The organism is Pantoea sp. SGAir0175, assembly GCF_043547855.1.
The window spans coordinates 664,138-683,820 of the sequence record NZ_CP028081.1 but is presented as its reverse complement, the minus strand read 5'-3'; the positions used below and the strand labels follow the sequence as shown (position 1 = coordinate 683,820).

The window sequence follows — 19,683 nt, the reverse complement described above, 5'->3', positions numbered from 1 at the left end:
CACACCGCAGGAGACGCCGGATGAATCAGGGTCCGTTAACCGAAAAAGAGCTGAACTGGCTTGATGACATGCTGGAAAAATATGGCAACGAACACTCCGTGGTGGACACCGCCGAACTGGACGGCATGCTGACTGCCCTTCTCTCCGGCCCGAACGATATCGAACCAAGCGAATGGCTGGTGGCAATCTGGGGCGGCGAGAAGAAGATTCCTCAGTGGGCGAACGCGCGCGAAATGGACCGCTTCATGGCGCTGACTTTCCAGCACTTCAACGACATCGCCGAGCGGCTGGCGGAGTATCCGGAGCAGTTCGATCCGCTGTTCGGCGAGCAGGAGATGGAAGGCCAGCTGTTTACCGTGGTGGAAGACTGGTGCTATGGCTATATGCGTGGCGTGGCGCTGGATGCAGACTGGGCGCAGTTGCCGGCGGCACAGCAACCGGCGCTGCAGGCGATTGCGCTGCACGGCAGTGAAGAACAGCTGGCACAGCGTGAAGCCTTCACCCCGGACGCGTTTGAGGCCAGCATCGAGGCGATTCGCCCGGCGGCGCTGGAACTGCACGAATACTGGCAGGAACAGCGCATGGCGCAGCCCGATCCGGCCCCGCAGCTGCCGCATTTTGCCGGTGAAAAAACCGGCCGCAACGATCCCTGCCCGTGCGGCAGCGGCAAAAAGTTTAAGCAGTGCTGCCTGAATAAAGCCTGAGGCGCTCACCTCAACGCAGGCCAGCGCTAAAACTGGCCTGCGCACCGCGTTAATCCCCGGACGCGAGAAACTCCATCACCGCCGCATTCAGCGGCGCGGGGCACTCTTCAGGTAACCAGTGACCGCAGCCAGGTAACACTTTGCCGGTGACCTGCGAGGCGTAGCGGCTGACCACCTGCTGCTCATAAGCACCCAGTCCGCCGTGACCGCCACCGCCAATCGCCAGCATCGGCACGGCAATTTTCTCGCGGGAGAGCACTTTATTGTCCGCCACTCCCTGATTCAGCACCCGGTAATATTCAAAGGCGGCATTCAGGCTGTGCGGTTTTGCATAGGATTTGCTGTAAAGATCCAGCAGCGCCGGGGTGAACACCGCTTTGTTGGCGGCATGTTCTTTGATGAAATGCTCGAAGAACAGGCGCTCTTTACCGGCGATCAGCTGTTCAGCGAGCTGTCCCTGCGCCGCAAAGAAGCTGAAGTGCCACACCAGGGATTCGCCTTCAGGCGTAAAGGCCGGGAACTGATAGATGCTTTCATCCGGGATCGGCGCTTCCATAAAGATGGCGCGGCGGATGCTGTCCTGATGTTTCACCAGCAGCGGATAGGTATTCCAGATGCCAATATCGTGCGCCACCAGATCGAACTTTTTGCCGCCGGCGAACTGTTGTGCCAGCTGATAAAGCAGCGGCGCGACATCGGTGGCGCGATACGAATGCGGCACGTCAGACTGCCCCAGCCCCGGCAGATCCACCGCCACGACGGTGTGGTTTTTTGCCAGTTCCGGCATCAGCTGGTGCCACTCATACCACGTCTGTCCGAAACCGTGCACCAGATAAACCAGCGGTCCGCTGCCGCCCTTCACATAATGCAGGCGCACGCCATCCACAGTTTGATAGCTGCTGGTGAAACCGGCGGGCAGCGGGAATTCATCCGCGGCGGTGCCGGCGGCGGAAAACAGCGCGGCCGAGGCGAGCAGCAGGGTTAACAGTAATTTTTTGAACACGTGATTGATCTCCATTTTGTGATAATGCCATTTAAAACAGTGAATTAAATTTTCATGTACGCACGGCAGGTCAGTGACCTTGTACGCGCTGGTGCCGCGCGCCGGCCTGGAAACCGTGCTGACGCGCCTGCAGTGCGATGAGGAAGCCAACCGCCAGCAGCAACAGCAGCGCCAGCGGGAAGGACGCCACGCCCCAGTGAGTAAGCAACACGCCACCGGCCAGACCGCCGCCGGCAATCGCGCTGTTCCACACCACCACGTTCATCGACAGCGCCACATCCGCGCCCTCGCCCGCCGCATCCGCCAGTGCCGTTTGCAGCAGCGTGGCCGCCCCGCCAAACGTCAGCCCCCACAGCGCCACGCCGACATAAACCAGCAGCGGCAAGCGCGCCAGCCAGATGAACAGCAGCGAGACCAGCGCAAACAGCGCCAGACTGCCGAGCACGGCGACGCGCAGGTGGTGATCGACGAGGCGACCGGCCAGGCCGATAGCCGCCAGCGCCGCGATGCCAAACACCAGCAGCACGCTGTCTACCTGCCCGGCGAGACCCGCCTGGCTAACGAACGGCGCAATGTAGGTGTAGAGAATGTTGTGCGCCGTCATCCACGCCAGCACCACGCCCAGCACCGGACGCACGCCTGGCGTCATGAACACCGTGCGCAGCGGCAGACGCTGATCGCTGCTTTGTCCCGGATAGTCAGGCACCCGCAGCAGCACCCAGCCGATCAGCAGCAGCGTCAGCGCCGACATGATGCCGAACGCCGTGCGCCAGCCTACCGCCGTGCCCAGCCAGGTGCCGACGGGAACGCCCAGCGCCAGCGCAATCGGTGTGCCGACCATCGCCACGGCGAGCGCTTTGCCCTGCTGATGGACCGGCACCATGCGCCGCGCATAGCCGGCCAGCAGGCTCCAGGCGAGTCCCGCCGCTGCACCGGCGAAAAAGCGCGCCACCAGCGTCAGTGCGAAGTGGGTCAAGAACGTGGTGATGGAGTTGAAAATCAGGAAACCGACGATAGCCAGCAACAGCACGTTACGGCGGCGCCAGCCCTGGGTGGCGATGGTCAGTGGAATCGCCGCCAGCAGCGAGCCAAGCGCATAAACGGTTACGGTCTGCCCGGCCAGCGCGGTGGAAATGCCGAGGCCCGCCGCCATCTGCGGCAGCAGTCCGGCCGGTAAGGTTTCGGTGATGATGCAGATAAAACCGGTCATAGCCAGCGCCAGCAGCGCGCCCAGCGGTAGCGGCCGGGTTTTATCCGCGGCGGTATTCAAAGTCGTCACAATCAGCGTTCCCGATGTCATCAGCGTGCAGGTGAGGCGCGCGCCTGTCGTTGAAATTTAATGTACCGATCAGTATATAAACTGGCGAAGTGCGATAACCCGTTACGGCTTAAGCACAAACTACCGCGGATACGCTATCCGCCGCCCGCCGGCACAAATATATACTGATCGATACATTAATTGACGCGCGAGACCGTTGTCAACGACTTATGTATCGATTAGTATTTAAACATTGAGCTTAACGGAGCACTGAGATGGCCACTATGGGACGGCCGCGTACGTTCGATCGTGATGCGGCCATTGAACAGGCGATGAAGATTTTCTGGCAGCACGGCTATGAGTCGACATCGTTAACGCAGCTGAAGGCGGGAATTGCCGGCGGTATTTCCGCACCGAGCTTTTACGCAGCCTTTGGCTCGAAGCAGGCGTTGTTTCAGGAGTGTGTGCAGCGCTATCTGTCGACTTACGCGCAGGTAGTGGAGCCGCTGTGGGATAACAGCCTGCCGCCCCGTACCGCAATGGAGACCGCGCTGCGGCGCTCGGCCAGCATGCAGTGTGAGTCCGGTCATCCGCTGGGATGTATGGTCGGCCTGGGCGTGATGAGTGCGCCTTCCGCCGAACACGCGGACGTCACGCAGCCGCTGGCGCGCTCACGCGCCCGCACGCTGGCAGGTATGACGGCCTGCGTGCAGCGCGGCATCGACAGCGGCGAACTGCGCGCCGACACCGATGCCGCCGCCCTCGCCATCGCCCTCGACGCTTTTCTGCTGGGCGTGTCGGTGCTGGTGCGCGATGGCATCAACGGCGCGCAGATCGACACCGCCATCGCCCACGTCATGGCCGTGTGGGATGCGGCAAAATCCGTGACGGATTAAGTGACCCAGCCGCCTGGCGACGCACGCTGAACATTACCCCGCCGGTTTGACTTCGGTGACCAGCGTTGGCAGCTGCCATGCGCCGCCGGCGCGGATGGCACGGCACATGCCGGTGGTGGCCTCGCTGCTCTGCACGAACTGGCGGCCATCCCACACCCATGCAGCGGTGCTCCAGCAGTCACCAATGCCGCGCCCTTTCTGCGCTTCGCTGATCACGCCGTCGTGATAATCAGATCCGGAATCGGTGATCAGCTGCGGCGTGCCCTGCAGCGCGTTATCCAGCAGCCAGAAACCATAGCCTTCGTTGTAAGCCCCGCGCCAGCACAGCGCGGCGATCAGCACGTGCTGCGCATCCACCGGCGTCAGCGTAGGCGGTTCCGCGCCCTCTTCCGGCTGATCGTCGGACGGCGCGAGATTGTCACAGCTGTCGTCATCGGTTAGCGAGGCAATCAGCTTTGGCTTGACCTGTGCCAGTTCATCTGGCGTCAGCGGGCGCGGCGCGGCTTTCAGCACATGGACCTGCTGAATCACCGGCATCGCCACTGCCGCCGGCACGCCGGCTTCCGGCTGGTTGCCTTTACGCACCAGCGCGCCCGGCGTGTTCAGCCGTCCCTGCGCCTCATCCATTTTTAACAGCGTGGCAAAGGCCCCGTTGCCGGAGAGCTCAAACGGCTCGGCCGCACCGCGAAACTCCACTCTGGCGCTGCCTTTGATGGCGGCGATCAGCGCCTGGGTCTGCGCGTCGCTTAGCGTCCACTCATCGTTCTCCGCTTTACTGACTTCGCCCAGCGCGCGATCGTCAATCCACAGCGCCAGCGCATTCACCTGCTGCGCATCATCGTCGCCGGTATCGGCCAGCACCACGCGCCCGTGCGTCAGGCTGTCTGGCCCGCCGGCGCGCGTCAGCAGCACCGATCCGCCCGCGCCCTCTTCGGCGCTGTAGCCGGCGGCGCGGCAGGTCAGCGTATTATCACAAGCCAGCTCCCAGTCTTTATGGCTAAACGAGACGCCTTCGTCGGCCCACAACGGCGTGCTCAGGCTGGCGAACAGCGTCAGCGCCAGCAGCAATCGGCTTTTCATGCCATCTCTCCCTAATGGTAAAGGTGGCTAGTGTGATGATTTTTGCGGCGCGGGAGAAGTGAATTTTTTGCGTCGGGTCTTATTCCATCGCTGTCTGTGGTTGTGGCTGACGCGCCATCAGGCTCAGCGCCACCAGCATCGCCAGCGCCACGGCAATCGCGCCAGCGAGATACACCGAAGCCACGCCGCGGTGGGCGGCCAGCGCCCCCGCCAGCGGACTGGTGACTGCCAGCGCGATATCAAGAAACGCCACGTAAGCCCCCATCGCCAGGCTGCGGGTGTGCGGCGGCGCACGGCGTACCGCTTCCACGCCGAACGCCGGAAAGGCCAGCGAATAGCCAAAACCGGTCAGCGCCGCGCCGAGATAAACCAGCGTCGCGTCATCAGCGCCCCAAATCAGCAGCTGACCGCAGGCTTCAATCAGCACGCATACCAGCGCGACACGCGCGCCGCCCAGCTTATCCGGCAGATGGGCAAAGAACAGGCGCGCCGCGATAAACGCCACGCCAAACGCGGTGAACGCCAGCGACGCGTTGCCCCAGGCCCTGGCCGCAAACAGCAGCGCGATAAACGCGGTGATCATGCCAAAGCCGACGCTGGCGAGCGCCAGACCCAGTCCCGGCCGCCACACCGCGCCCATGACTTTGTAGAACGGCGTGCGTTTGGTCGAGGTCGGCGCGACGGCGCGCACCTGGGTGATAAACATCAGCGGCAGCAGCGGTACCACGATGATCGCCATGGCGATGCCGGTGAAGCGCCAGCCGTGATAAATCGCCACGCCCAGCGGCGCACCCAGCGCCCAGGCCCCGTAAATCGCGATACCGATCCACGCCATCACTTTACCAGCATTGGCTGGTCCCACCAGCCCGAGTCCCCAGCCGAGCGCGCCGGTGGCCAGCAGGCTCTCGCCCAGCGCCAGCACCACACGCCCCAGCAGCAGGATGGCTACCGAGCTGGCAGGCCGATCAATGAACAGCAGCGAAATCAGATAGATCACGCCGGAACTCGCCACCACTAACAGCCCGGTCAGCACCGCGCGTTTCGCGCCGCGCATATCGGCGAAGTTGCCCGCCCACGAACGCGTCAGCAGCGATGCGATAAACTGCGCGCCGATGACCGTGCCGATCGCCAGCGTATCCATGCCGAGGTTCTGCTGCAGATGCAGCGGCAGCACCGGCAGCTGCATCCCCATGGTGAGAAAAGCGATAAACACCGCCAGCGTCACCGGCAGCAAGGTGATAAATACATTATTTTTCATCGATATAATCCAGAAAAACTGCCGCGCGCAGCGGCAGCGTGATATCAGAGATGGGTGTAATAGGCAGGCGTATCGAGCTCGCTCAGCAGGTCCGGGCGGGTTGCAGACCAGTCCAGCAGCGTGCGCGTGCGCTGGCTGGAGACCGCCATGTTGCCCGCCGCCATGTTAGCGAACCAGCCAAAGTGTGCCCGGTCGCGCTCGCCGCTGGGCAATCCGAGCTGGCGCCCTATCGTCTCCGCGATTGCGCGGAACGGCACCGCCTCATCGGCCACCGCGTGATAAACGCGTTCAGTGACGCCCTGCTCCAGCGCCAGCCGATAGACGCGCGCCGCATCGCGACGATGCACGCCGGACCAGCAGTTTTCACCGCTGCCGCACCAGGCGGAAATCCCGCTCTCACGCGCCAGCCGCACCAGAATCGGTACAAAACCGTGGTCGCCGAGGCCATGCACCGACGGCGCCAGCCGCACTGTCGCCACGTGCACGCCGCGCTGCGACAGCGCCTGCGCCGCCGCTTCCGACTGACGCGGTGACACCGGCTGCGGCTGATCCAGCTCCGTCGCCCCGCGCGCCATACCGGACAGGCCGGACGTCACCAGCAGCATGCGATCCGATCCGGCAATCGCCTCGCCGAGCAGTTCGATCACCTGGCGGTCCTGCTCGCAGTTCTGCACGAAGCGCGAGAAATCGTGGTTAAACGCGGTATGAATGATGGCGTCCGCAGAACGCGCGGCGTCACGCAGCACGTCGGCATCTTCCAGCGAACCGCGAATAACCTGTGCGCCAGTGACGGCCAGCGCCACGGCTTTTTCCGCCGAACGCGCCAGCCCTGTTACCTGATGGCCTGCCGCGATCAATTCTTCCACTACCGCTGAACCCACCCAGCCGGTGGCCCCGGTGACAAATATCTGCATGGTCTTCTCCCCTGCACGTTAAAACGCGAGTGTTTCGTCGTGTTGATATGATGCGTGCTGTGGAGCGGTGGCGCTAATCGCATCAGCAATGCAGGAGCAAGCCTTGTCGGACAAGGCCTGAGGGCATGAAGACCGCGACTTATTCGGCGAGAGTTCAGGTTTACAGTGCCGCGACAATCTGCTGGCGCAGCCATTGCTGGGCGGGATCGCGATGCAGGCGCTCGTGCCATAGCATCAGGATGTCAAACCCTTCAATCTGCAGCGGCGGTGCAAGCACGCGGAGCTGCGGCGCGTTTCGCACCAGGCGCTCCGGCAGTACGGCGACCAAATCACTGCTGGCCAGCGTGTCGAGCATAAACAGAAAATGCGGCACCGAGAGCGCGACGCGGCGCGTGCGGCCGAGCGTTGCCAGCGCGCGATCGGTGGCGGCACTGAAGCCGCCGCCATCCGGCGAAACCATCACAAACTCCAGTTGGCAAAAGCGATCCAGCGTCAGGGGCTGCTGCAGCTGTGGATGATCGTGCCGGCCGGCCAGCACGTAGCGTTCGCTGAACAAGCGGCGCTGATGCAGCGTCGGCGGCGCGTTGTCGCCGGTGTGAAACACCATATCCAGCTCGCCCTTCTCCAGTTGCTGCGCCACCTGTGGCGGATTGAGTGCAAACACCGCCATGCGGCTGCGCGGTGCCGCTTCACGAATGAGTTTCAGCGCCGGCAGGATCAGCGCCGATCACATGTAATCGGTGGCGGCAATGCGCCAGGTGAGCTCCGCGCGCGCCGGATCGAACGCTGCCGGCGGTGCCACCGCGCGCTCCAGCGCTTCCAGCGCCAGACGCAGCGGCTCGCGCAGGGCCTCGGCGCGGGCGGTGGGCAGCATGCCGCGCGGACCGGGCAACAGCAGCGGATCGTCAAACAGCACCCGCAGGCGCGCCAGCTGGGCGCTCACCGACGGCTGCGACAGATTGAGTCGCTGCGCCGCGCGCGTCACGTTCTGCTCCACCAGCAGCACGTTCAAGGTTTGCAGCAGATTCAAATCCAGCGCGTGCATATTCATGCCATCTATACCTGAGATATCAGTAATTGATTTCTACTATAGCCAGCACTGGCTTAACCTGCAGCGGTTTTCATCTCACAGGATACCGCCATGAATGTTTTGATTGTGTATGCCCATCCGGAACCGCGCTCGCTGAACGGATCGCTGAAAGACTTTGCCGTGAATCATCTGCAGCAGGCGGGCTATCAGGTGCAGGTGTCAGATCTGTACGCCATGCAGTGGAAAGCACAGCTGGATGCCGCCGACACGCTGGCGCCCCCGGTGGGCGCGCATTTTGATGCCACGCTGGATTCGCGTTTCGCCTACGACCACCAGCTGCAGGCAACGGACATTGCCGCCGAGCAGGAGAAGCTGCGCTGGGCCGACACGGTGATTTTTCAGTTTCCGCTGTGGTGGTTTTCGATGCCGGCAATCATGAAAGGCTGGTTTGACCGCGTGTATGCCAACGGTTTTGCCTATGGCGTCGGCGAGCACAACGATCATCACTGGGGCGATCGCTACGGCGAAGGCACGCTCGCCGGCAAGCGCGCCATGCTGGTGGTAACCACCGGCGGCTGGGAGTCGCACTACGCGCCGCGCGGCATCAACGGCCCGATTGAGGATCTGCTGTTCCCGATCCAGCACGGCATGCTGTTCTATCCCGGCTTCAGCGTGTTGCCACCGCTGGTGCTGTATCGCGTGCAGAAGTCGGCGCAGGAACGCTTCGCCGACTGGTGCGCCGCGCTGGCGCAACGACTGGATCGCTTAGCGCAGGATCAACCGATTGCCTTCCGTCGCCAGAACGGCGGTGAATATGTGATTCCGGCGCTGACGCTGCGCGAGGATATTGCGGAAGGCGAGCGCGGATTTGGCGTGCACGTGGCGCGCTGAGCCGCAGGCCGCCAAACCGCAGCGGCGCGCTGCCGCATTATTCAAACAGCCAGCGCCCCGCCTGCGCCGATGCAATCAGCATGCCCAGCGTGAAATCCGGCACCACCGGCACTTCACGCTTATTGAACGGGTTGAGGATTTGCGCCAGCGACGGTTCGTCCGGGTAGTAGGTTTCAATAGCGAAATTCGCGCGTTCGACCGCGAACTCACTGAAAAACTCTTCCATCAGCGCGGCGGCTTCGTCGCGCTCGAAGTTGAGATCGCTGTCGATATCAATCTGCGGCGTGAGCGTTTTCTGCTTGAACAGATACACGCCGTCATAGCGCCGCACCAGTTCATAGATACGCTGTTCGAGTTGCTCTGTCATCGTCGCCTCTTCGCCTGTGCTGATAGGATCGCAGGGCATTTTGCCATGCCTTGCCGCGAGGCAGGAGGAAAAAAATGCCAGCCGTGAATACGTATCGCAATCCTGCATAAAAATCCCGGTAGCCATTGCTACCGGGACCCTTATCACTTAAGCGGCAGATAGATATCCGTCAGCAATTCGTGTTCCGCCACTTCATGCACGAAGTTGTGATAGTGGAAGAACAGCGGGAAATCGCGCAGCTCTTCGCCGCTGGCCGGCAACCATTCGCTATAAAGCGAACGCGCCAGATCGGTCAGTGCGCTGTGCGAGCCGTGATGACGCAGCACCGCGCAGCGTCCGCCGGGAATGGTGCTGTTAACGACGCCAAAGGCGTTGTCTTCATTAATCGGTGCGGTCACCGAGCCGCAAAGGTGATACTGAAAATCCGCGGCTGGCGTGCTGGCCGGATCGTGCGGCGCGACGCCGAACGTCTGGCTGCTGCGCACCGGCGATGCTCCGCTGCTTTTGCGCCAGGCAATAAACTGCGCCGCCGTTTCGTTGATGCGCTGCGGATCGCCGTGATGCGTGAGCATCGCCACCGGCGTGGTGGGAAACATTTTAATCTCTACTGACATACTCTCTCTCCGTTTGACGGGTGGCTGAGGCATGCGCTGATGCCAGGTCATCCAAACCGGCTGCTGACGAAATTCACTCGGCGTCACGTCAAATACCTGCTTAAAGGCGCGACTGAATGATTCGGCATGCTGAAAACCGGCATCGAGCGCAATCTCAATGATTTTCTCGTGCGGATTGAATGCCAGCCGGTACGACGCCCGCTTGAGCCGCATCAGCTGGATGTAACGCCCCGGCGGCATGCCGCACCAGGCGCTGAACTGGCGGTGAAAGTGGTACGGCGAAAAGTGCGCCACTTCACTCAGTTGCTCCAGCAGCAGCGCTTCATCAAGATGGCGTTCGATGTAGTCGAACACCTTGTCAAAGCGCTTGCGGTAGGTCTCGCGGTGATCATTTTTGTTTACTGGCATAGCATCCTCTCTGGGGAATGAGTATGCCCGTGCGGCGGAGAGTGGGCCTGATGGATCTTGCGGAGTTTTGAGGGAGAGTAAAGAGCGGTGATGGTTTTTGCTGTGAATGGGCGGGGGGATTATGCGCTTATGTTGCGTGATCATTTGAGGGCTGGCGGATTTTGGCTTCATGTTTTTCAAGCAACTTAAAGATACGGTAAGGCTGAAATGTCTGCTGCGTGCCAGCAAAATTATCAATCATCCACACTTATCTCAAAGAAAAAACATTATCACTAAAGGTCAACTTCTGCTCCTCGCTTACAGCGAACCTTCAGCTCTGATAACTTACCCGCTCTGTAACATAAGCGGACATTACCTAACACATTAATTATCTTCCCTGGTTTACGCGTTCTACACAGTAAGCGTCGTAGTTGATGAATTACCATGTTTTAAAATACCCATCTGATAAATCCCCCCGAATACTTTTCACTAATTTTGACTGCATAAAGATCATGAAGACTTAGGAAGAAATCGTTATCTTCTTTGAACATTAATTCCTCATACTCTGCCATTATCAAACTATGCTGTGTTGTTACTTTGGATATTTTCTCCATTTCACTGATAAGCATGGGTTTATTTTCATTTGTTGATAGATCCATAGCGATAAATTTCCGCATTAATGGTATTAGCTGATTAGGATCTATATTTTTTGTATTTTCCTTAGCTTTTTTTTGTCTTTCTGAATAGATGGCATTGACCGCATTTGTATATTTTTTTGCTAAGCTCCTTAACTCTGGATAGGAACCAGTAACTAAAGCAAGCTCTTCATACTTCAGGAATAAATTGGCCTTGCATTTTTTTACCGCCATTTCAAGGTCTTCAATTCCTTTTTTTAACTCTGCATTCTCCTTAATGATAGATATTGGAAGAGCTTCATAATACTGGCCTAACTTTGAATCAGGGGTCACTGTCATATGTACTATTTCATTAGACATGATCTGATAAGAACCAGATAAATCTCCATACTTTAGAAATAGTTCATTGTGTGAAGATGAACAAGAACCCTGTAATTCCATCATCGGCCTGAAGTAATCCTTTATAAGCTCTTCTTGAAGACCTTGATCTTTTTTGTAGCTTTCTAAAAACCCAGCAAAAAGAAATGACCCTAAAGATATAGAAATTATGGAAATTACCAATTGACCAAAAAATGATTGCATTCCATTACTCATAAAACACCTTTAAAAAATAATACATATATCCCAGAGAAATTGGACCGGTAGCATTTGAAACTCTTATGACTTATTTTAATCGAAGCCAGTTACGTACTCAATGCTAACTGTCAACATGGTCAGGTTCCCTTATCATCGCTCGTAGGTACAAAAAATCACTTTAACGTACAATAATTTTCTTTATCCAAACAGCCCTCTTCAAAGTCGTCATTGAAATGAAGTTTTAAACCAGCGATAAAGCGTTATCTCGCCAGTTATCTGACCGGAGAATTTGCCACGAGCTTATGTCGGGTATGCATGACGCAGTGTTTTTATCAGCCGGGCACCAGTCGTGCTTAACCGGTGATCAGAATGTGTGACCTTATCCTTACTTACTCCACGTTGATTCACATGGAATGCTGTTACCAATGTCCGCAGATCGCTCAAAGCACACCTGTCAGATTCGATTGTGAGCTACCAGCGGAAACCGTCAGATCAAGTCTGAGCTAATACAATCGAATCAAGATACCGAAATCTGTTACATATCATCTTCCTCGACAAACTCCAAAGCATCAAGATCTATCCGGACCATCGCAATCGAACCAATACGGATGAAATTTAGTGGGAGCAAATCCATGGCTGCGACCAATAACACCATTCTTAGTACTTACCAAGCCAATACATGCTCGATGCCGGGTTGCTCGCCCGTCAGAAGCCTGGAAAGCCTCACTATCTTTCTGTCCGTCTTAAACCCCCTGACAAGAGCCAATTTATTATTTTAATATTAATAACTTAGGGCCGATTACACACCTAAGAGTGAACGTCATGTGAGACTGGAAACAGCACAACGCTTCCCTTCCCGAACAGCCTTGAGCTATACGTTTGTTCCTCCTTAGACAGGTCATTTCTTTGTCCCATATCGGTTGCGATAGTCCGTATAGCAGGTATTATTTTGCGCACTGCATTCCAAAAACGACTTTTTGCCGGAGCATTTTGCTACACGGCCGCGATCTCCCCGAGGGTTTCATGACTAACATTAACTTTTCTCAAACGGCCGCATTTATTTGGTCGGTGGCTGATTTGCTGCGCGGTGATTTCAAACAATCTCAGTACGGGCGCGTGATCCTGCCCTTTACGCTGCTTCGTCGCCTTGAGTGTGTGCTCGCAGAGACTAAAGACGCGGTGGTGGCGAAATATGATGAATTAAAAACCAGCCCGCTGCCGGAAGATGCGAAAGAGAAGTTTCTGCTGCGCACCAGCACATTTTCCTTCTTCAACACCTCGAAGATGGATCTGGGCAAGATGGGGCAGAACGACATCAAAGCCAACCTGGAAAGCTACGTACAGGCGTTTTCCCCGGATGCGCGTGAAATCTTTGAGCACTTCAAATTCAGCGAGTTCGTCGGCCTGCTGGAAGATGCCAACCTGCTGTTTAAAGTTGTGAAGAAATTCGCTACCACCGATCTGAGCCCGAAAGCGATTTCCAACTATGAAATGGGCCTGGTGTTTGAAGAGCTTATCCGTCGCTTTGCGGAAAGCTCCAACGAGACCGCTGGTGAGCACTTCACCCCGCGCGATATCGTGCGTCTGACCACTTCACTGGTGTTTATGGAAGATGATGAAGCCCTGACGCAGCCCGGTATCATCCGCACCATTTATGATCCGACGGCCGGGACCGGCGGCTTCCTCTCTTCAGGCATGGAATATGTGCACGAGCTGAACCCTAACGCGGTCATGCGTGCCTTTGGTCAGGAGCTGAACCCGGAATCCTACGCTATCTGTAAAGCCGACATGCTGATCAAAGGTCAGGACGTCAGCCGCATTAAGCTGGGTAACACACTCTCTAATGACCAGTTACCACAGGACCAGTTCGACTACATGCTCTCTAACCCACCGTTTGGCGTGGACTGGAAAAAGATTGAGGGCGAGATTAACGACGAACATACGCAGAAAGGCTTTAACGGTCGCTTTGGCCCTGGCCTGCCGCGTGTATCCGACGGCTCGCTGCTGTTCCTGATGCACCTGATCAGCAAAATGCGCGACAACCACAACGTGGATGGCACCGTGAGCAACGGCGGGCGTATCGGGATTATCCTTAACGGTTCACCACTGTTTACCGGTGGTGCGGGCAGTGGTGAGAGCGAAATCCGCCGCTACATTCTGGAAGCCGATTTGCTGGAGGGCATCGTCGCGCTGCCAACGGACATGTTCTACAACACCGGCATTGCCACCTACGTCTGGATCCTCTCCAACAAAAAAGCGCCTGAGCGTAAAGGCAAAGTGCAGCTGATTGATGGCACCAACCTGTGCGGCAAGATGCGCAAATCGCTGGGTTCCAAGCGTAACCTGATGGGCGAGGACGATATTAAACTGATCACGCAGACCTTCGGTAATTTTGAGGTGGTGGATGCCACCACTCTGGAAGAACTGGGTCTGGAAAAAGCCGCTGAGCAAAAATCCAGCCGTGGTCGCCAGCCTGCCACAGCTAAAACCGAAGCGCCGAAAACCTTCGCCAGTAAAATCTTTAACAGCACCGACTTTGGCTATCGCCGCCTGACCATTGAGCGTCCGCTGCGGTTATCTGCTCAGGTGACAGATGAAGCGATTGCGACTCTGCGCTTTGCGCCGAAGCCCTTTAACGCGCCGATGGAACGTCTGTATGAAGAGTTCGCATCCCAATGGCAGGAGAATACCTACGGTGATTTTTCTGACCTGGAAGCCGAAGCGCGCGCGATCATCAAGGCTGAATTCGCCGAGCTGAAAGAGAAGCAGATTAAAGATCTGCTCGACAGCAAACTGTGGCTGGCGCAGCGCGCCTTGATGGAAAAAGCGCAGCAGATTCAGACGGCTCTGGGTACGCAGGCGGGTGGCAAGACGCTGGTGAGCAATGACTTCAACCATTTCCAGCTGACCCTGAAAGATGCTATCAAAGCGGCAGGCGTGAAGCTGGACGCGAAAGAGAACAAACAGTTTATCGACGCTATCACCACCAAAAACCCGGATGCTGAGCCAGTGGTAAAGAAGGTGCTGAAAGAAGCGGCTCAACCGCTGTACGGTGCATTTGAATACAAAGGCAAAGTGGTGGAGTTCGAACAGGACGGCGAGCTGCGCGATAACGAAAACTTGCCGCTGAACCCAGCAGTGTCCACCAGCGACCTGATTGAAAACTACTTCGAAGCAGAAGTGCTGCCGCACGTGGCTGACGCGTGGATCAACGCTGATAAGCGCGATGCTAAAGATGGTGAGGTGGGGGTTGTCGGTTATGAAATTCCGTTTAACCGCCATTTCTATGTCTATCAGCCACCGCGCCCGCTGGAAGAAATCGATGCCGACCTGGATGCGGTCAGCGCCGAGATTATGAAGCTGCTGCAGGAGGTACATTCCTAATGGCTGGATTGAATAAATATAGAGCTTATTCCGAGTATAATTTCACGAACATTGAAGGACTAGTGCAATTACCTTCTCAGTGGGAGTTAAAACAGGTCAGATATTTACTTAAAGATGGTGCAGAAGGTACTAAAATAGGACCTTTTGGGAGTTCCTTAAAATTAGAGGATATGGTTGACGATGGTGTGCAAGTGTATGGTCAGGAGAATGTTATAAAACGTGACTTTTCACTTGGAAAAAGAAGGATAAGCTTTAATAAATTTAAAGAAATGGGAGTCTATCAAGTATTTTTTGGTGATATTTTAATCACTATGATGGGGACGAGCGGAAAATGTGAGATTGTTCCTCAAACTGCTGAAAAAGGAATTATCGATTCACACTTAATCCGTGTGCGGGTTAATAATAAACAAATTATTCCTGATTTTTTTAAATTATTAGTCGATGAATCTCCTGAAATTAAGCATCAAATTAAAATTCAGGGTAAAGGGTCTATAATGCTTGGGCTGAACTCAGGTGTTATTAGAAGTTTGTACTTGCCTTTGCCAGGTATTTCTGAACAGAAACTTATATTAGGCTTCCTTGACTACGAAACAAAAAAAATCGATAACCTGATCGAGAAACAACAGCAACTGATTGAACTGCTGAAAGAAAAACGTCAGGCAGTGATTAGCCATGCTGTCACCAAAGGGCTAAACCCTGATGTGCCGATGAAAGATTCTGGTGTTGAGTGGTTGGGGGAAGTGCCGGAGCATTGGACTATTGCTCAATTAAAGTTCAATACTCTTGAAATGCAAACTGGCCCATTTGGTAGTCAATTACATGCTGAAGATTATATGATAGATGGTATTCCATTAATAAATCCTGCGCATATGAATGCAGGGATGATTATACCTGATCCGAAAGTTACTGTTGATGAAGCGACCCAAGAAAGACTAGAGCGACATAAACTTTCAGAGGGTGAAATTATTTTCTCTAGACGTGGCGAATTAGGTCGGTGCGCTGTTGTAAAGAAAAATAACGAAGGTTGGTTATGCGGCACAGGCAGTTTGAAAGCTAAGCTTACAAAAAAAATAATCCCAGACTACGCTTATACTCTGATTTCTTCTGAGGGCGTTGTTTCAGAACTGACATTGGAATCTAAAGGTTCGACAATGGCAAATTTGAATACCGAGACTTTGGGTAGAATTCGATTGCCAATTCCTCCGATTAGTGAGCAAGAGGCAACATTGGATTATATTAAGACAATTTCAGATAAATATGATTATCTCATTCGATCTGCAGACACTGCAATCAGACTTATGCAAGAACGCCGCACTGCCCTGATCTCCGCCGCCGTCACCGGAAAAATCGACGTCCGCGATTGGGTTGCCCCTGAGGCGCAGGATGTTGAGGAGCCACAGGAGGCCACCGCATGAGCATGGACAGCACCAAAGAGCTGATTTTCCAGGATGAAATGATTGCGCAGATGGTAGATCGCGGCTGGCTTGTTGGTAAAGCTAACGGCTACGATCGCGAACGTACGCTGTACTCACAAGATGCGCTAACCTTTGTGCAAACCACGCAGCCGCAGGAGTGGGAGAAGTTTGCCAAAATTTACCCCACCGATACCGAGCGTCATTTCCTCGATGCGCTTGTGGCGCAGCTGAAAAAAGCGGATATCAACGCCACCGATATGCTTTCTCGTACCTACGGTACGCTTGGCGTGCTGCGTCATGGTATCAAAAGTCATAACGCGCGTTTTTCCCTGTGCCAGTTTAAGCCGGAACATAATCTCAATCCGGAAACTCTGACCCGCTACAAACATAATATCTGCCGTATTGTGCCGGAGCTTGTTTACAGCCCGCATGCGTCGAACGCCGCATTCGAAGAAACGGGGATAAAAGCGAAGAAGTGGCGTATCGACCTGGTGTTATTCGTCAATGGCCTGCCGATAGCGACTCTGGAACTGAAGTCTGAATTTAAGCAGACGGTGCAAAACGCCATCACGCAATATAAGAAAACGCGTTTGCCGAAGGACCCAGGCACCAATAAGCCAGAGCCGCTGCTGACCTTTAAACGCGGCGCGCTGGTGCACTTTGCTGTCAGCCAATACGAAGTGTTTATGGCGACCAGGCTCGAGGGCGATAAAACCTTCTTCCTGCCGTTTAACAAAGGCACACATGACGGCGGCGCGGGGAACGACACTCCGGAAGATGCCAACGACTACGCCACCAGCTACTTGTGGAATGAGGTGCTGCTGCCGGACAATTTGTTGAAAATTCTCGCCAGTTTTGTGCATCTGCAAATCGTCGAAAAAGAAAATGCCGTTGGCCTGAAGTACAAATGCGAGAGCCTGATTTTCCCGCGTTATCACCAATGGGATGTGGTGAGCAAACTGATCACTGCCGCCACGGAGGAAGGGACTGGCAATAAATACCTGATTCAGCACAGTGCGGGGTCGGGTAAATCGAACTCTATCGCCTGGACGGCTCATCAGCTTTCCCGCCTGTACGATGAAAATGGCGAGAAGCAGTTCCACTCGGTGATTGTGGTGACGGACCGTACCGTGCTTGACGATCAGCTGCAGGACACTATCTATCAGTTTGAACATCAGGATGGCGTGGTTGGGCGTATCAATAACAAAGAAGGCGACGGCTCTAAATCAGAAAAGCTGGCCAGCGCGCTGGAAAACTCGCAGCCGATCATTATCGTCACCATCCAGACCTTCCCGTTTGTCCTGAAGGCGATTGAAAATAGCGTCAGCCTCAAGCAGCGTAAATACGCGGTGATTGCCGATGAAGCGCACTCTTCGCAGAGCGGCTCTACGGCGCGTCAGCTAAAAGAAGTGCTGATGACCGAAGAGGCAGATGACGATATGGAAATGTCTTCAGAAGATATTCTGGACGCTACCGTCGCCGCGCGTAAAGGCAGCAACAACCTCAACTATTACGCCTTCACCGCCACGCCAAAAGCCAAAACGCTGGAGCTATTTGGCCGTCGCCCGAATCCGCATGAACCCGCATCGAAAACGAACAAACCGGAAGCGTTCCACGTTTACTCCATGCGCCAGGCAATTGAAGAAGGCTTTATTCTTGATGTGCTGAAGAACTACACCAACTACAAGGTAGCCTACAAGCTGCTGCAAAAGCTGGACGATCCTGACCGGGAAGTGGACAGCAAGAAAGCAAAGATCAAACTCAACCAGTGGGTTTCGCTGCACGATCATAACGTGTCGCAGAAAGTGAAGGTGATTGTTGAGCACTTCCGTAAGCATGTGATGCACCTACTGGCCGGCCAGGCAAAAGCGATGGTGGTGACCAGTTCGCGTAAAGCGGCGGTGCGCTACAAGCTGGCGTTCGATAAATACATCACCGAGCAGAAGTACGACAAAATCAGCGCAATGGTGGCATTCTCTGGGGAAGTTGAATTCAATGAAGATGACCACAATAGCCTTGCGCTGCTTCACCAGAAGTTCACCGAGATTAATATGAACCCAGGCCTCAAAGGCCGGGATATGCGTAAAGCGTTTGATACCGACGACTACCAGGTGATGCTGGTGGCCAACAAATTCCAGACCGGTTTTGACCAGCCTAAGCTGTGCGCCATGTATGTGGATAAAAAACTGGGTGGCGTAGAGTGTGTACAGACGCTGTCGCGCCTGAACCGTACTTATCCTGGGAAGGCGCAGTCCGGCACCTTTGTGCTCGATTTCTACAACGAGCCTGACGAAATCTTGGGTGCTTTCCAGCCGTACTACCAGACAGCAGAACTAACGGATGTCAGCGATCCACAGCTTGTATTTGAGCTCTATGAAAAGCTGCGGACCAGCGGTATTTTCCTGTGGAACGAAGTGGAGCAGTTCTGCGAGGCGTTCTTCAGCAAAAACAAATCCAACGCGGCCATTAGCAATATTTGCAAACCTGCGGTGGAACGCTGGAAGCATCGCTACATCTCAGCGATTGATGCCTATGTGCTGGCCAAAGAGATGTTTGAACGCACCAAGAAGACCGGCGATGTTGTGCTGATCACCAATGCGGAAAACACCTTCAAAGAGTGCGAGAAAGAAAAAAGTAAGCTGGATATCTTCAAAAAAGATCTCGGCAGCTTTGTCCGCTTTTACGAGTTTATGTCGCAAATCGTTGATTATGACGACAAGGACCTTGAAAAGCTGAGCCTCTTCGCCCGCCATTTGCGTCCGTTGCTGCATGAACAGCGTATTGAAGAAGACGAGATTGATTTAAGCAATGTGGAGATGAGCCATTATCGCCTGTCTAAACTCCACGAACAGCACCTGAAGCTGCAAGAGGATGCAGAGGAATACAAAATCAAACCGGGTAATGATGTCGGCACGGCGAAACCAAAAGACAAAAAAGAGGAGTTTCTGTCAAATATCCTGGCTCGTCTGAATGAGCTTTTTGTCACCGATAATCTGTCCGATAAAGATATGATCAATTATGCCTTTGCGGTGCGCGACAAGCTGTCAGAAAACCAGGCGGTGATGACCCAGATCGCCAACAATACACGCGAACAGGCGATGCTGGGCGATTTCCCAAAGGCGATTGATGATGCTGTCATGGATAGCAATGAAGCCCAGCAGGAGATGATGGTGCAATATCTTTCTAATCCTGAACTGGCGAAGGGCTTTGCCCGCGTGGTGTTTGATATGTTGAAAGGGGCTTAACGCTTTTTCATCAAGGAGTGGTGTAA

Annotated in this window: 14 protein-coding genes and 1 pseudogene; 6 read left to right on the top strand and 9 right to left on the bottom strand. The window is 55.2% G+C overall.

All coding sequences use genetic code 11. The annotated features are described in order from the left end of the window. Positions 1-20: 20 nt before the first annotated feature. Entirely contained in the window at positions 21-704 is a 684-nt protein-coding gene (locus C1N56_RS03135) for a YecA/YgfB family protein (RefSeq protein WP_058771427.1), read from the top strand. Between the two features lie 49 nt (positions 705-753). On the opposite strand, the gene C1N56_RS03130 is transcribed toward C1N56_RS03135, so the two are convergent. Continuing rightward, positions 754-1,707, bottom strand: a complete 954-nt coding sequence (locus C1N56_RS03130; RefSeq protein WP_211727430.1) for an alpha/beta fold hydrolase — start codon at positions 1,705-1,707, stop codon at positions 754-756. Between the two features lie 70 nt (positions 1,708-1,777). Continuing rightward, positions 1,778-2,917, bottom strand: coding sequence for an MFS transporter (locus tag C1N56_RS03125; RefSeq protein WP_394517443.1), 1,140 nt, complete (start codon positions 2,915-2,917; stop codon positions 1,778-1,780). Positions 2,918-3,240: 323 nt separating this feature from the next. Here C1N56_RS03125 and C1N56_RS03120 point away from each other — a divergent pair, with 323 nt between their 5' ends. Beyond that, the gene (locus C1N56_RS03120) at positions 3,241-3,861 is read left to right on the top strand and encodes a TetR/AcrR family transcriptional regulator (RefSeq protein ID WP_394517114.1); all 621 of its coding nucleotides are present in this window, start codon (positions 3,241-3,243) and stop codon (positions 3,859-3,861) included. A gap of 33 nt (positions 3,862-3,894) precedes the next feature. On the opposite strand, the gene C1N56_RS03115 is transcribed toward C1N56_RS03120, so the two are convergent. The 4 genes and pseudogenes from C1N56_RS03115 to C1N56_RS03100 form a co-directional block, all read right to left on the bottom strand. Beyond that, positions 3,895-4,941, bottom strand: coding sequence for a DUF1176 domain-containing protein (locus tag C1N56_RS03115; RefSeq protein WP_394517113.1), 1,047 nt, complete (start codon positions 4,939-4,941; stop codon positions 3,895-3,897). A 79-nt stretch (positions 4,942-5,020) separates the two neighbouring features. Next, positions 5,021-6,199: an arabinose transporter gene (locus tag C1N56_RS03110; protein ID WP_394517112.1), complete on the bottom strand. Its 1,179-nt coding sequence runs from the start codon at positions 6,197-6,199 to the stop codon at positions 5,021-5,023. A gap of 44 nt (positions 6,200-6,243) precedes the next feature. Then, complete coding sequence (locus C1N56_RS03105) at positions 6,244-7,113, bottom strand: SDR family oxidoreductase (RefSeq protein ID WP_021506745.1); 870 nt, start codon at positions 7,111-7,113, stop codon at positions 6,244-6,246. 160 nt (positions 7,114-7,273) lie between these two features. Further along, positions 7,274-8,164 (bottom strand): annotated as a pseudogene (locus C1N56_RS03100) (LysR family transcriptional regulator). Positions 8,165-8,254: 90 nt separating this feature from the next. Here C1N56_RS03100 and C1N56_RS03095 point away from each other — a divergent pair. Then, positions 8,255-9,034 carry an NAD(P)H-dependent oxidoreductase gene (locus C1N56_RS03095; RefSeq protein WP_338670755.1) on the top strand — a complete coding sequence of 260 codons (780 nt, stop codon included), beginning with the start codon at positions 8,255-8,257 and terminating at the stop codon, positions 9,032-9,034. Between the two features lie 37 nt (positions 9,035-9,071). Here C1N56_RS03095 and C1N56_RS03090 read toward each other — a convergent pair whose 3' ends face one another. The 3 genes from C1N56_RS03090 to C1N56_RS03080 form a co-directional block, all read right to left on the bottom strand. Beyond that, positions 9,072-9,401 carry a DUF1493 family protein gene (locus C1N56_RS03090; protein ID WP_338670754.1) on the bottom strand — a complete coding sequence of 110 codons (330 nt, stop codon included), beginning with the start codon at positions 9,399-9,401 and terminating at the stop codon, positions 9,072-9,074. Between the two features lie 143 nt (positions 9,402-9,544). Next, on the bottom strand, positions 9,545-10,423 hold the full coding sequence (locus C1N56_RS03085; RefSeq protein WP_394517111.1) for an AraC family transcriptional regulator: 879 nt from the start codon (positions 10,421-10,423) through the stop codon (positions 9,545-9,547). Positions 10,424-10,851: 428 nt separating this feature from the next. Then, the gene (locus C1N56_RS03080) at positions 10,852-11,631 is read right to left on the bottom strand and encodes a hypothetical protein (protein ID WP_394517110.1); all 780 of its coding nucleotides are present in this window, start codon (positions 11,629-11,631) and stop codon (positions 10,852-10,854) included. A 1,005-nt stretch (positions 11,632-12,636) separates the two neighbouring features. On the opposite strand from C1N56_RS03080, the gene C1N56_RS03075 reads away from it, so the two are divergent. Genes C1N56_RS03075 through C1N56_RS03065 form a run of 3 tightly spaced genes read left to right on the top strand, consistent with a single transcriptional unit; the run spans position 12,637 to position 19,657 of the window. Further along, positions 12,637-14,997 (top strand): type I restriction-modification system subunit M, encoded by a 2,361-nt coding sequence (locus C1N56_RS03075; protein WP_394517109.1) that lies wholly within the window; start codon positions 12,637-12,639, stop codon positions 14,995-14,997. Continuing rightward, positions 14,997-16,412 carry a restriction endonuclease subunit S gene (locus C1N56_RS03070; RefSeq protein ID WP_394517108.1) on the top strand — a complete coding sequence of 472 codons (1,416 nt, stop codon included), beginning with the start codon at positions 14,997-14,999 and terminating at the stop codon, positions 16,410-16,412. Before C1N56_RS03075 ends, C1N56_RS03070 begins: the two co-directional genes overlap by 1 nt. After that, on the top strand, positions 16,409-19,657 hold the full coding sequence (locus tag C1N56_RS03065; protein ID WP_394517107.1) for a type I restriction endonuclease subunit R: 3,249 nt from the start codon (positions 16,409-16,411) through the stop codon (positions 19,655-19,657). The genes C1N56_RS03070 and C1N56_RS03065 overlap by 4 nt, the downstream gene beginning before the upstream one ends. Positions 19,658-19,683: the final 26 nt, after the last annotated feature.

Coding starts and splice junctions, on each gene's coding strand:
- C1N56_RS03135 (WP_058771427.1), top strand. CDS start 21: ATGAATCAGGGTCCGTTAACCGAAAAAGAGCTGAACTGGCTTGATGAC.
- C1N56_RS03125 (WP_394517443.1), bottom strand. CDS start 2,917: ATGACCGGTTTTATCTGCATCATCACCGAAACCTTACCGGCCGGACTG.
- C1N56_RS03120 (WP_394517114.1), top strand. CDS start 3,241: ATGGCCACTATGGGACGGCCGCGTACGTTCGATCGTGATGCGGCCATT.
- C1N56_RS03115 (WP_394517113.1), bottom strand. CDS start 4,941: ATGAAAAGCCGATTGCTGCTGGCGCTGACGCTGTTCGCCAGCCTGAGC.
- C1N56_RS03110 (WP_394517112.1), bottom strand. CDS start 6,199: ATGAAAAATAATGTATTTATCACCTTGCTGCCGGTGACGCTGGCGGTG.
- C1N56_RS03105 (WP_021506745.1), bottom strand. CDS start 7,113: ATGCAGATATTTGTCACCGGGGCCACCGGCTGGGTGGGTTCAGCGGTA.
- C1N56_RS03095 (WP_338670755.1), top strand. CDS start 8,255: ATGAATGTTTTGATTGTGTATGCCCATCCGGAACCGCGCTCGCTGAAC.
- C1N56_RS03090 (WP_338670754.1), bottom strand. CDS start 9,401: ATGACAGAGCAACTCGAACAGCGTATCTATGAACTGGTGCGGCGCTAT.
- C1N56_RS03085 (WP_394517111.1), bottom strand. CDS start 10,423: ATGCCAGTAAACAAAAATGATCACCGCGAGACCTACCGCAAGCGCTTT.
- C1N56_RS03080 (WP_394517110.1), bottom strand. CDS start 11,631: ATGAGTAATGGAATGCAATCATTTTTTGGTCAATTGGTAATTTCCATA.
- C1N56_RS03075 (WP_394517109.1), top strand. CDS start 12,637: ATGACTAACATTAACTTTTCTCAAACGGCCGCATTTATTTGGTCGGTG.
- C1N56_RS03070 (WP_394517108.1), top strand. CDS start 14,997: ATGGCTGGATTGAATAAATATAGAGCTTATTCCGAGTATAATTTCACG.
- C1N56_RS03065 (WP_394517107.1), top strand. CDS start 16,409: ATGAGCATGGACAGCACCAAAGAGCTGATTTTCCAGGATGAAATGATT.